9 protein-coding genes are annotated in these 12,243 nt (G+C 65.9%); 2 read left to right on the plus strand and 7 right to left on the minus strand.

The genetic code is table 11. The annotated features are described in order from the left end of the window. Window positions 1-27 precede the first annotated feature (27 nt). The 7 genes from KF892_20040 to KF892_20070 all read right to left on the minus strand — a co-directional run bounded on the left by KF892_20040 (window position 28) and on the right by KF892_20070 (window position 8,711). Complete coding sequence (locus KF892_20040) at window positions 28-1,068, minus strand: dipeptide ABC transporter ATP-binding protein (protein MBX3627310.1); 1,041 nt, start codon at window positions 1,066-1,068, stop codon at window positions 28-30. Beyond that, window positions 1,065-2,075, minus strand: coding sequence for an ABC transporter ATP-binding protein (locus KF892_20045; protein ID MBX3627311.1), 1,011 nt, complete (start codon window positions 2,073-2,075; stop codon window positions 1,065-1,067). Before KF892_20045 ends, KF892_20040 begins: the two co-directional genes overlap by 4 nt. 7 nt (window positions 2,076-2,082) lie before the next feature. Next, window positions 2,083-3,777, minus strand: a complete 1,695-nt coding sequence (locus tag KF892_20050; GenBank protein MBX3627312.1) for an ABC transporter substrate-binding protein — start codon at window positions 3,775-3,777, stop codon at window positions 2,083-2,085. A gap of 60 nt (window positions 3,778-3,837) precedes the next feature. Then, window positions 3,838-5,541, minus strand: coding sequence for an ABC transporter substrate-binding protein (locus KF892_20055; protein MBX3627313.1), 1,704 nt, complete (start codon window positions 5,539-5,541; stop codon window positions 3,838-3,840). Between the two features lie 33 nt (window positions 5,542-5,574). After that, window positions 5,575-6,474, minus strand: a complete 900-nt coding sequence (locus tag KF892_20060) for an ABC transporter permease (protein MBX3627314.1) — start codon at window positions 6,472-6,474, stop codon at window positions 5,575-5,577. Then, complete coding sequence (locus tag KF892_20065; GenBank protein ID MBX3627315.1) at window positions 6,475-7,431, minus strand: ABC transporter permease; 957 nt, start codon at window positions 7,429-7,431, stop codon at window positions 6,475-6,477. It lies immediately after the preceding gene. Window positions 7,432-7,721: 290 nt separating this feature from the next. After that, a complete protein-coding gene (locus tag KF892_20070; GenBank protein ID MBX3627316.1) occupies window positions 7,722-8,711 on the minus strand; it encodes an alpha/beta hydrolase in 990 nt (329 codons plus the stop codon). Window positions 8,712-8,942: 231 nt separating this feature from the next. Here KF892_20070 and KF892_20075 point away from each other — a divergent pair, with 231 nt between their 5' ends. Both KF892_20075 and KF892_20080 read left to right on the plus strand, forming a co-directional pair. Beyond that, window positions 8,943-10,187 carry an acyl-CoA dehydrogenase family protein gene (locus KF892_20075; protein MBX3627317.1) on the plus strand — a complete coding sequence of 415 codons (1,245 nt, stop codon included), beginning with the start codon at window positions 8,943-8,945 and terminating at the stop codon, window positions 10,185-10,187. A 229-nt stretch (window positions 10,188-10,416) separates the two neighbouring features. Next, the gene (locus KF892_20080; protein MBX3627318.1) at window positions 10,417-12,228 is read left to right on the plus strand and encodes a hybrid sensor histidine kinase/response regulator; all 1,812 of its coding nucleotides are present in this window, start codon (window positions 10,417-10,419) and stop codon (window positions 12,226-12,228) included. The last annotated feature ends 15 nt before the right edge of the window (window positions 12,229-12,243 follow it).

Here is a 12,243-nt window from a genome sequence, read left to right on the forward strand (position 1 = left end):
TTCTCCTGTTCTGCCCTGCGCTACGCGTCAGGCAGCAATCTTTCGCGATTCCGGCATCTGCATCACCACGCCGTCGTGCAGGTGGCAGGCCACCGCGCGGCCATTGCCCTTGTCGAGCAGTGCCGGGTCCTTGGTCTTGCAGACGTCCATCGCCTCGGGGCAACGCGGGTGGAAGCGGCAGCCCGAGGGCGGACGCAGGGCGCTGGGCACTTCGCCGGTGACGACGATGCGCGGGCGCGTGGCCTCGATCTCGGGGTCGGCCACCGGCACGGCCGACATCAGCGCGCGGGTGTAGGGGTGCATCGGGCGCTGGTAGAGGTCGTCTTTGGACGCGATCTCGACGATGCGGCCGAGGTACATCACCGCGATGCGGTGGCTGATGTGGCGCACCACCGCGAGGTCGTGCGCGACGAAGAGGTACGACAGGCCCAGGCGCTGCTGCAGCTCGACCAGCACGTTGACCACCTGCGCCTGGATCGACACGTCGAGCGCCGACACCGGCTCGTCGCAGATGATGAGGCTGGGCTCCAGCGCGAGCGCGCGGGCGATCGCGATGCGCTGGCGCTGGCCACCCGAGAACTCGTGCGGGTAGCGGTCGGCCATGTCGGGCAGGAGCCCCACCGTCTTGAGCAGGTGGGCCACACGGTCGCGGCGCTCGGCCTTGGTGCCGACGTTGTAGACCTCCAGCGGCTCGCTCACGATGTCGGCCACCGTCATGCGCGGGTTCAGCGAGCCATACGGGTCTTGATAGACCATCTGCATGCGGCGGCGGAAGCGCCCGGTGCGCTTGTCTTGCGCGGTGATGTCTTCGCCTTCGAAGAACACCTTGCCTTCGGTGATGTCCTGCATGCGCAGGATGGCGAGGCCCGTGGTCGACTTGCCGCAACCCGATTCGCCGACGAGGCCGAGCGTCTCGCCGCGGTTGAGCGTGAACGAGACGCCGTCGACAGCCTTCACCGCGCCGACCTGCTTGCGCAGCACGGCGCCCGCGTGCACGGGGAAGTGGACTTTCAGGCCCTCGACGCGCAGCAGCGGGTCGGACTTGGCGGACAGGGAGGTGGTGCTCATGGGTTCACGGGTTCCGAACGGGCGGGGGACACGGCAGCGGCGTCACGGATGCAGGCCATGATGTGGTCGGTGCCGACCGTGCGCAGCTCAGGGCGGACCTGCCGGCATTCATCGGTGGCCAGCCGGCAACGCGGTGCGAAGGCGCAGCCGGGCGGCAGGCGAGTGAGGTCGGGCGGCGAGCCTTCGATGGGCACGAGGCGCTGAGACGAGTCCCCATCCAGGCGCGGTACCGAAGCCAGCAGGCCGCGCGTGTAGGGGTGGCTCGGGTTCTTGTAGATGTTGCGGGCCGACGACTGCTCGACGATGCGCCCGCCGTACATCACCGCCACACGGTCGGCATAACGCGCAACGACGCCGAGGTCGTGGGTGATGAGGATGAGCGACGCGTTGGTCTCGCGGCACAGCTCCTTCAGCAGGTCGAGCACCTGGGCCTGCACCGTCACGTCGAGCGCGGTGGTGGGCTCGTCGGCAATGATGAGCCGCGGCTTGCAGGCGAGCGCCATCGCGATCATGGCGCGCTGGCGCTGGCCGCCCGAGAACTGGTGCGGGTAGGCGCTGCCCTTCGAGGCCGCATCGGGAATGCGCACCTTCGCCAGCAGCTCGCCCGCGGTCTTCAGCGCCACCTCCCACACGGTGCCGCGGTGCAGGTTCATCGGCTCGGCGATCTGCTTGCCCACCGTGATGGTCGGGTTGAGCGAGGTCATCGGCTCCTGGAAGATCATCGCGATGCGATCACCGCGCACCGCGCGGATCTCCTCATCGCTCATCTTCACCAGGTCCTTGCCTTCGAAGAGGATCTGGCCACTCTCGATGCGCCCCGGCGGGTTGGGAATGAGCCGCAGGATCGAGAGCGCGGTGACGCTCTTGCCCGAGCCCGACTCGCCCACGATGGCGAGCGTCTCGCCGGGGGCGACGTCGAAGGAGACGTTGTCGACCGCGGTCACCTCGCCACGGTCCGTGCGGAAGCGCGTGGTGAGGTTGCGGACTTGGAGCAGGGGTTCGGTCAATTCGATCTCACTTACCCATCTTTTTCTTGAGGTCCTGGTCGATCCAGATGCGTGAATAGATCGGCCAGGGGCGCACCGCGCCTGCGCGCAGCTCGCCGTCGTAGTTCTTCACCCACGGCCACCAGGCCACGTGGTTGTAGGGCGTGGGCAGCCACACGTAGGGCGCCTTCTCGAGGATCTCGCGCGTCATCACCTTCAGCGCAATCTGGCGCTTGCCTTCGTCACGCTCGGCCAGCACCTCGTTCATGCGGCGCTCGAAGGCCGGGTCGTCCCACTGCGAGGGGTTCCAGACCTGGCCCTTGACGAAGTTCTTGCGGATCGATGTCGTCGGGTTGGTGTGGCCGTTGTCCATCAGGTAGAGCGGCGCGTTGGTGCGCGTCGTCATCGCCGACAGGAAGGCCGGGTACTCCATCGGCTGGATCTCGAGCTTGACGCCGATCTTGTCGTAGTAGGCGGCCAGCATCTGCACCAGGTCGGCGTGCGTGCCGTTGACCGAGTTGTATTGCACCTTGAAGGTGAAGCCGTTGGGGTAGCCGGCTTCGGCCAGCAGCTGCTTGGCGCGGGTCGGGTTGTAGGTGAAGAGGTCTTGCACCGCCTTCGGCATGGCCGACAGCGGCTCGAAGTAGCCCACGTAGTCGGGGTGCATCGGGAAGCCGAACACTTCGGCATGCCCGCTGTAGATCGACTTGATGATGGCCTGGCGGTCGACCGCCATGTTCATTGCCTGGCGCACGCGGATGTCGTCGAAGGGCTTGGTGTCGACGCGCATGGCCATGTAGGTGCCGGCCATCGCCAGCGTGCGCGACCACTTGAGCTGCGGCGCCTGCTTCTTCAGGTCTTCCACTTCGCTCGCGCGGATCACTTCGAGGATGTCGAGCTTGCCGGTGCGCAAGAGCGAGTAGCGCGTGGCCTCGTCCTTGATGGTGCGGTAGGTCACCTTGTCGACGAAGGGGAGCTTGTACTCCTGGCCGCCGATCTTTTCCTTGTCCCAGTAGTTGGGGTTCTTGACGTAGGTGTTGGAGTTGCCGGCCTGGAAGTCCTGCAGCAGGAAGGGGCCGGTGCCGTTGACGTTCTTCCAGTTCGACGCGCCGGCCTCGACCACTTCCTTCGGCACGATGGCCGAGTAGTAGCCCCAGCCCCAGCGGTAGTCCCACTCGGCGTTGTAGTGCTTGAAGTTGAAGACGACGGTGTGCTTGTCTTTCGCCGTGACCTTGGCGATGTGGTCGAGGTACTCGGGGATCTTCTTCGGGCTCTTCTGCTGGCGCTCGACCGCGTAGACCACGTCGTCGGCCACGAACTCGCGCGCCTTCATCACGCCCGGCTTCTCGGGGTACATCACGCCCTTGCGCAGCTTCACTTCGAGCGTGAGCGGCTCGGTCCACTTCCAGCTCTCGGCCAGCTCGCCGCGGATCGCATCGCTCGGCAGCCAGGCGTCGGCCACGAAGCGGTGCTTGCCGCCGTTCTTGACCGACTTCGACAGGTCACCCGCCCACAGCACCTCGTACTGCGCGCCGGCATCGTGGTTGATCTTCCAGTTGTAGTCGGCCGGGTCCCACGAGAGGGCGGAGATGCCCACGTAGACGGTGCCCAGCCGCAGCTCGCCGCCATATTGCGGCTTGCCTTGGGCAAGGGCGGCGGCAGGCGCCACGGCGATGGCGGCCGCGAGGGCGCATGCATGCAAGCAACTGCTGAACGTCTTCATGGGCTCGTCTCCTGTTGAGGTTGATCTGTCGCGATGGGGCCTCTGTCAACTACTTCTGAATCACTTCCCCATCTTCTTCTTGAGTTCCTGGTCGACCCAGATGCGGGCGTGGATCGGACCGGGGCGCTCGGCACCGGCGCGCAACTCGCCGCCGTAGTTCTTCACCCAGGGCCACCAGCCGGTGTAGACATAGGGCGAAGGCAGGAAGATCGCCGGCGCCTGCGCGAGGATGATTCGCGTCATCTGGCGCACCTTGACCTGGCGCACGCGCTCATCAGGCTCGGCGAGCACCTCGGCCATCATCTTCTCGATGGTCGGGTCATAGAACTGCGACGGGTTCCACATCTGGCCCTTGACGAAGCTCTTGCGCAGCGCCGTTGTCGGGTTGGTGTGGCCGAGGAACATGAAGTAGCCCGGGGCGTTCTTCTTGGTCGTCATGGCCGAGAGGTACGCGCCATAGTCGAGCGTCTCGATCTCCATCGTCACGCCCACCTTCTGCAGGTAGGACGCGATCATGGCCAGCAGGTCGGCATCGACGCTGCTGCTGGAGGTCTGCACCTTGAAGCTGAAGCCCTTGGGCAGGCCTGCCTCGGCGAGCAGCTGCTTGGCCTTGGTCGGGTTGTAGGTGTAGAGCTCCTTGATCTCGGGCGGCATGCTCTCGAGCGGCTCGTAGTACCCGGTGTAGTTGACGTGCATCGGGTAGTTGAGCATCTCGCCGTTGCCGCCGAAGTAGCCCTTGATGATGGCCTGCTTGTCCACCGCCATGTTCAGGGCGCGGCGCACGCGCACGTCGTCCAGCGGCTTGGTGTCCATGCGCAGCGCAATGAAGTTGCCGCCGTTGGCCAGGTACTTGTTCCACTTGATCTGCGGGGCCGAGCGCTTCAGCTCTTCGACCGCGCTCCAGCGCACGGCTTCGAGCACGTCGATCTTGCCGGTGCGCAGCGCCGTCAGGAACGTCGCTTCATCCTTGATGTAGCGGTAGGTGATCTTGTCGACGAAGGGCAGCTTGTATTCCTGGCCGCCGATCTTTTCCTTGTCCCAGTAGTTCGGGTTTTTCGTGAAGGTGAGCGACGCGCTCTGCGTGTAGCTGTCGAACATGAACGGCCCGGTGCCGTTGAGGTTCTTCCAGTCCTTGGCACCGGCGGCCACCACTTCCTTCGGCACGATGGCCGAGTAGTAGCCCCAGCCGAAGCGGTAGTCCCACTCGGCGTTGTATTCCTTGAAGTGGAAGGTGACGGTGTGCTTGTCGTTCGCCTCGACCTTGGTGAGGTGGTCGAAGTAGCCGGGGATCTTCTTCGGGCTCTTGTTGAGGCGGTCGTAGCTTGCGACCACGTCTTCGGCGGTCAGCTCGCGTGCTTCCATCACGCCAGGCCTCGCCGGGAACATCACGCCCTTGCGCAGCTTGACCACCACGCGCATCGGGTTCTGCTCCATCTTCCAGCTCTCGGCGAGCTCGCCGCGCAGCGCGTCGGGGGGCAGCCAGGCGTCGGCGCTGAAGGTGTACTTGCCGCCGTTGCGCTTGGACTTCGTGAGGTCGGCGGAGAAGAGCTGCTCATAGACGAGGCCGGTGTCCTGGTTGTGCTTCCACGCCCAGTCGACGTGGTCGGACGACAGCGGCGAGACGGTCACGTAGACGTTGCCGATGTTGAGCTGGCCGCCGTATTGCGGCTTTTCGGCCTGGGCGAAGGCCGTCGACGAAATGAGTGAAAGGGCCGCAGGGAGGGCGATGGCGCGCAGCTGCCGCGCCAAGGTCGTGAGTTGCATGGGGTTCCTGTTGAGAGAAGACAAAGACGGAGATCAGCGCGAGCCACGCATGCGCGGGTCGAGCAGGTCGCGCAGGGCATCGCCGAACACGTTGGTCGCGTAGACCATCACGGTCAGGCACAGGCCCGGTGCGAGGGCCAGCCACGGGCCCTGGAACATGTAGGTGCGGCCACTGCCGGAGAGCATGCCGCCCCAGGTGGGTGCCGGCGGCGGCACACCCAGGCCGAGGAAGGCGAGGCCCGATTCGGCGAGGATCACCGTGCCCACGCGGGTGGTGAAGATCACGATCACCACCGGCATCACGTTGGGCAGGATGTGCTTCCACAGGATGCGCAGCGACGAGGCGCCGAGCGACTGCGCGGCGTGCACGTACATGTTCTCGCGCACGGCCACCACCGCGCTGCGCACGATGCGCGAGCCGTCGATGCCCAGCAGCACGCCCAGCGTGATGATGGTCTGCGGCATGCCGGGGCCGAACACCGAGACGACGACGATCAGGATGATGAGGCCGGGGAAGCTCATCCACGCATCGACGAAGCGCTGCATCACCATGTCGAAGCGGCCGCTCCAGTAGCCGCTGGTCACGCCGATGATGATCGAGATGATGGTCGACAGCAGCGCGGCCGAGCAGCCGATGATCACCGACAGGCGCGCGCCGTAGATGCAGCGCGAGAGCACGTCGCGGCCGAGGTTGTCGGTGCCGAACCAGTGTGCCCACGATGGCGCCTGCAGGCGCTCGATCATGTTGATCTCGTTGTAGCCGTAGGGCGCGAAGAACTCGGCGAAGACGCCCACCACCAGCATGAAGAGCAGCACCAGGCCACCGGCCGTGCCGAGCGGCTTCTGCTTGAAGAGGCGCTTGATCAGGCTGCGCGAAGGCGCGCGCGGCGGGGCCGCCTGCGCCACGGGAGTGGTTTCAATGACAGCAGCCATTTAGCGGTACCTCACCTTCGGGTCGAGCAGGCCATAGCTCAGGTCCACGACCAGGTTGATGAGCATCACCGCCACGCCGACCACGAGGAAGACGCCGGTGATGATGGGGTAGTCACGCTGGTTCACCGCATCGAGCAGCAAGAGGCCCATGCCGGGGATCACGAAGATCTGCTCGATGATCACCGCGCCGCCGATCAGCAGCGGGGCCTGCAGGCCGATCAGGGTGACGACCGGGATCAGCGCGTTGCGCAGTGCGTGCCGCATCACGACGAGCGGCTCGGAGAGGCCCTTGGCCCAGGCGGTGCGGATGTAGTCCTGCCGCAGCACCTCGAGCATCATGGTGCGCGTGAGGCGCATGGTGATGGCCGAGAGCGCGGCGCCGAGGATGATCGCCGGGATGATCATCTGCTTGAGGTTCTGCCACGGGTCGGTGAAGAAGGGCACGTACTCCACCTCGGGTGACCAGCCCCACCAGATCGACGGGAAGACCATCACCATGGTGCCGATCCAGAAGCTCGGTACCGCCAGCAGCAGGATGGAGAACGAGCGGCCGATGTAGTCGCCCGCGGTGTCTTGGCGAATGGCCGAGTACACGCCGATCGGGATCGCGATCAAGAGGCCGACGATCAGCGCCAGCAGCCCGAGCTCGAAGGTCACCGGCATGCGCGCCTTGAGGAACTCGGTGACGGGGGAGTTCTGCCACAGCGAGCTGCCGAGATCGCCGCGGAAGACGATGTTCGACACCCAGGTGACGTACTGCTCCCACATCGGCTTGTCGAGGCCGAGGGCCGCGACGACCTGGTCGCGGCTCTTCTTGTCGGCCGCCACGTCGTTCTGGCTCAACATCATGTCGATGATGTCGCCGGGGATCAGCCGCACCGTGATGAACACGATGAGGCTCGCGAAGAAGAGGGTCGGCAGCAGCGACAGCAGGCGCCGGATCACATAGCCGCGCATCAGCTCTGCCCCTCACTCACGATGGCGTTCTGCCACCATACCCAATCTTCTGCATGTCGGAATTCAGTTTGCATTCGCCTGCCTTGAGGTTCTTGCAGCTTTTCGCTGCGAAGCGGGGCGAATCATCCACTGAAGAAGATTCGAAGTCTCGCAGGGCAAACACTTAGCTGCCCTCGGTGTACGGGGTAATGCGGATGCATACCCAAGATTCGAAATCCGGGAAAACGCGAAGAGCTGCGATGGAACTCGCGGTGCTTTGGCGCACTCTGGCGAGTGATTGTTCGGGCGTGCTATTCCGCAGGGCGGGCCGATGCGCGCGCGGGCCAGCCGAAGAGCAGCCCGCGCAGTGCGGTGACGAACGCGAGCGGCTGGTCGACCATCAGGTGATGGCGTGCCGCGGGGATCTCGATGCGTGGTGTGCCAGCGGGTGACAACCCGGCGATGTAGGCCAGGATGTCGGCATCGAACAGCATCGATTGCGCGCCCCACACGATCGCCACCGGGCATTGCAGCGCGTGGAAGTCGGGCAGCGGGTTTTCCATGCGCAGGTCGCGCCACTGGAAGGGGTCGAAGCGCCAGGTCCAGCCTTCGCCGTCACCCATTTCAAGCGGCGCACGCTTCAGCGACGTGCGTGCGATGTGGTCGGCGATGTAGAGGTTCTTGCAGACCTGCGGCGGCGCGAAGCGAAAGCGTGCGAGTGCCGAGGGCAGCGTCTCGTAGACCCGGTTGGGTCGCGGCTCCAGCCCGCCCGGCCCCGGGCCGCGGCGGGCCTTGCGCATCTCGGGCGACATCACCGGGCAGTCGACCAGCACCAGCCCGCCGACCTTCGTGCCGGCGCGCGCGCTGTAGCGCAGCGCAGGAAAGCCGCCGAACGAATGCGCCACGACGACGGGTTTGGTCTTGCTCTCGAACATGCCCGCGGCCTCGGCCACGGCGGCCACTTCTTCCGACAGCAGTTCGATCGAGTAGCTGTCGCGCCAATCGGAGCCGCCCATGCCCGACCACGACATCGCGACCACGCGGAAGTCATCGGCGAAGAAGGGTGCGATGAAGCTGTACCAGTCGGCGTGCGCGCGGTTGCCGTGCAGCAGCACGAGGCCGGGCTTGCCGAGCTCGCCCCAGGTGAGCGTCTCGATGCGTGCACCCTTCACCTCGACGAAGCTGCGCGCGGGCTCGCGTTTCAGGGCCTTGTCGAACCAGCTCGGCGCCTCGGGTTTTTCCCCTTTGAACGGAGCCAGCGGTGACTGAATGTTGAGTTCCTTGGAGCTTTCGGCGGTCATCGGGGTTTGTGCGGTCGGTTGCCGGTCTGGAAAGACAGGTATGTGCTGATACAGTGCGGCGCCTGTCGCAGACGAGACTTGAAACTGCGGTGTCGTCGTCTATAAACGCGCCCATGGGGCGGCGTTCTCCTTGGCGGTACAGATTGGGTTTCGAAAAGTCAGTCTGCCAGAGAATCTCAACTCGTGCCACGGGGCAGCCCCGAGTTCAAAACACACTTTGGAGAGAAGCGAATGAATTTCTCGATGTCGGAACGCCAGATCTACTGGCGCGATCGCGTGGTCGACTTCATGAACAAGTACGTGTACCCCGCGGTGCCGACGTACTACGAGCAAATGAAGGGCTTCGGTGCCAACCGCTGGCAGGTCGTGCCGGTGGTCGAGGAACTCAAGGCCATCGCCAAGAAGGAAGGCCTGTGGAACCTCTTCCTGCCCAAGGATTCGCTGCCCGAAGACAGCCCCTACCGCGGCGCCGGCCTCACCAACCTCGAGTACGCGATGTGCGCGGAAGAGATGGGCAAGGTGGGCTTCGCCTCTGAAGTCTTCAACTGCTCGGCGCCCGACACCGGCAACATGGAAGTGCTGGCGCGCTACGCGAACGATGCGCAGAAGAAGATGTGGATGGAGCCCCTGCTCGACGGCAAGATCCGCTCGGCCTTCCTGATGACCGAGCCGGCGGTGGCCTCGTCGGATGCGACCAACATCGCACTCGAGATCAAGCGCGACGGTGACCACTACGTGCTCAACGGCCGCAAGTGGTGGTCGTCCGGCGTGGGCGACCCGCGCTGCAAGATCGCCATCGTGATGGGCAAGAGCAACCCCGACGCGCCCTCGCACGCGCAGCAGTCGCAGATCCTCGTGCCGATGGACACCCCGGGCATCACCGTGCTGCGCATGCTGCCGGTGTTCGGCTTCGACGACGCACCGCACGGCCACGCCGAGGTCGTCTTCAAGGACGTGCGCGTGCCGCTGGAAAACCTGCTGCTCGGCGAAGGCCGTGGCTTCGAGATCGCCCAAGGCCGCTTGGGCCCGGGCCGCATCCACCACTGCATGCGCACCATCGGCAGCGCCGAAGTCGCGCTCGAGAAGATGATGAAGCGCCTGCAGTCGCGCGTCGCCTTCGGCAAGCGCATCATCGACCAGTCGCTGTGGGAAGAGCGCATCGCCACCGCCCGCATCGACATCGAGATGACGCGCCTCTTGTGCCTGAAGGCCGCCGACATGATGGACAAGGTCGGCAACAAGGTCGCCCGCCTCGAGATCGCGATGATCAAGGTCGCCGCCCCGCGCATGGCGCTCAAGATCATCGACGACGCGATCCAGGCCCACGGCGCCGGTGGCGTGTCGGAAGACTTCGGCCTCGCCAAGCAATACGCCAGCATGCGCACCATGCGCCTGGCCGACGGCCCGGACGAAGTGCACAACCGCGCCATCGCCCGCTGGGAGATGGGCAAGTACCGCGCCCCGAAGTCGGCTTGATGGCCTGAGGCTCGTCGCGCCCGTCTGCCGGCGGGTGTGAACAAGGGCGCAGGGGAGTGCATCCTCTGCGCCCTTTTTGCGCATTCTGTGCGGTGGATCACCCCGCCGATGCGCCTTTGGTGGCATGGTTCGCAGTGTTGGGCGCCGCCGGTGGCGCACCCGGAACAGTTGGGTTGATCGTGTGAAGAAAACGCCGGAGGGTCCGGTTCAGCGACCTGTGGAAGGGCAGGTGCGCGGGGCATTCGAGGCCAGCATGGAAGTGGCGTGGGTGGACCGGGCGTTCTGGATCCTCCCCCGCATGACGGCCCTCAACATCTTCGTGGCCATGGTGCTGATGCCGTGGTTCTGGCCCTTGCTGCCCATGAACGTGCTGGCCGCGTGGCTCGCGGCCCTGGGCGTGTTCGTCGTGTCGCGCGTGCTGGCGATCCGCCACCTGAAGCGCTGGCGCGCCGATCCGCAGCGCAAGGCCGAAGGCTCCTACAACCGCTTCTTCCTGCTCGCCCTGGTGTCGGGTGTGTACTGGGGCATCACCGCCTGGCTGCTGTTCCCCTACGGCGGGGCGAAGGAGCAGATGCTGCTCGGCTTCGTGCTCTACGGGTTGTGCGTGCTCAACTCGTATCACATCTCGATGAAGTACTACGCCTTCGAGGCGCACTTCTTCTGCTCGCTGATGCCGATGGTCGCGCACATTGCCCTGGGCGGTGACGCTTCCAGCATCCTCATCGCCGTGACCTTGCTCGTGATCGTGGGCGGCACGGGCTTCCTGTCGCGTTTCTACCTCATGAACTTCCGCAAGCTCGGCGAGGGCATGATGTGGCAGATGGGCCAGGAGAAGGCCGCGGCCGACGAGGCCCGTCGCGCGGCCGACGTGGCCCGCCACGAGGCCGAGGTGGCCAACCGCGCCAAGACCCAGTTCTTCGCCGCTGCCAGCCATGACCTGCGCCAGCCGCTGCATGCGATGGGCCTCTTGGCCGAGGCCTTGAGCCAGCGCAGCCACGACAAGGAACTCGCCCCGCTCGTGGCCAGCATCAACGGCTCGGTCGACGCGCTCGAAGGCCTTTTCTCCGAGCTGCTCGACATCACCAAGATCGACAGCGGCGCCGTCACCGTGTCACCCGAGCACTTTGCGGCCGGCGAGCTCTTCCGCAAGCTGCGCCTGCACTTCGAGCCGGTGGCGTTCGACAAAGGCCTGTCGTTGCGCTTTCGCGGTGGGGAGCAGGTGCTGCACGCCGACCCGGTGCTCGTCGAGCGCATCCTGCGCAACCTCGTCTCCAACGCCGTGCGCTACACGCATGACGGCAGCGTGCTCGTGAGCTGCCGCCGCCGCGGCGAGCGTGTGCAGCTGCAGGTGTGGGACACCGGCGTCGGCATCCCTGCCGACGAGCGAGAGCGCATCTTCGAAGAGTTCTATCAGGTGGCCGACACCCAGGCGCAGGTGCCGCAGGAGCGCAAGGGCCTGGGCCTCGGCCTCTCGATCGCGCAGCGGCTCGCGGCGCTGATGCAGGCGCCGCTGGGCTTGCGCTCGGAGCCGGGGCGCGGCTCGGTGTTCACGCTGGAGTTGCCGGTGGGCGATGTCTCGCAAGCGCATGCGCTGCACGAGCCGTGCGGCACGGCAGCGTCGGCGCGGGCGCTGGTCGGCCGCACGATCCTGGTGGTGGACGACGACGCCACGATCCGCGCGGGCCTCGAGGCCCTGCTCGGAGGCTGGGGCGCGAAGGTGCTGGCTTTCGGCAGCTTGCAGGCCGTGCGCACCTGGGCCGCACGGGCCGATGCGGTGCGGCCCGACCTGCTGATCGCCGACTACCGGCTCGATGGCCACCACACCGGCGTCGAAGCCATTGCGGCCGTGCGGGGGCGTTTCGAGGGCGGCCTGCCCGCCATCATGATCACCGGCAGCCTGGGGAGTGAGCTCGGTGGCGAGTCCGCCGACCACGGCTTCCAGTTGCTGCTGAAGCCGGTGGCACCGCACAAGCTGCGGGCGCTGGTGAACTTCGCCTTGGCAGACGCAGACGGCGCCCGCAAGGACCCGGCCGCCGCGTGAGCGGCCGGCCGGTGG

The sequence above is a fragment of the Rhizobacter sp. genome, from assembly GCA_019635355.1.
Taxonomy (GTDB): Bacteria; Pseudomonadota; Gammaproteobacteria; order Burkholderiales; family Burkholderiaceae_C; genus Rhizobacter.

What these genes read in the sequence shown, in the direction of transcription:
- KF892_20070 (MBX3627316.1), bottom strand. Translation starts at nt 8,711, where the DNA reads ATGACCGCCGAAAGCTCCAAGGAACTCAACATTCAGTCACCGCTGGCT.
- KF892_20050 (MBX3627312.1), bottom strand. Translation starts at nt 3,777, where the DNA reads ATGAAGACGTTCAGCAGTTGCTTGCATGCATGCGCCCTCGCGGCCGCC.
- KF892_20075 (MBX3627317.1), top strand. Translation starts at nt 8,943, where the DNA reads ATGAATTTCTCGATGTCGGAACGCCAGATCTACTGGCGCGATCGCGTG.
- KF892_20060 (MBX3627314.1), bottom strand. Translation starts at nt 6,474, where the DNA reads ATGGCTGCTGTCATTGAAACCACTCCCGTGGCGCAGGCGGCCCCGCCG.
- KF892_20065 (MBX3627315.1), bottom strand. Translation starts at nt 7,431, where the DNA reads ATGCGCGGCTATGTGATCCGGCGCCTGCTGTCGCTGCTGCCGACCCTC.
- KF892_20055 (MBX3627313.1), bottom strand. Translation starts at nt 5,541, where the DNA reads ATGCAACTCACGACCTTGGCGCGGCAGCTGCGCGCCATCGCCCTCCCT.
- KF892_20040 (MBX3627310.1), bottom strand. Translation starts at nt 1,068, where the DNA reads ATGAGCACCACCTCCCTGTCCGCCAAGTCCGACCCGCTGCTGCGCGTC.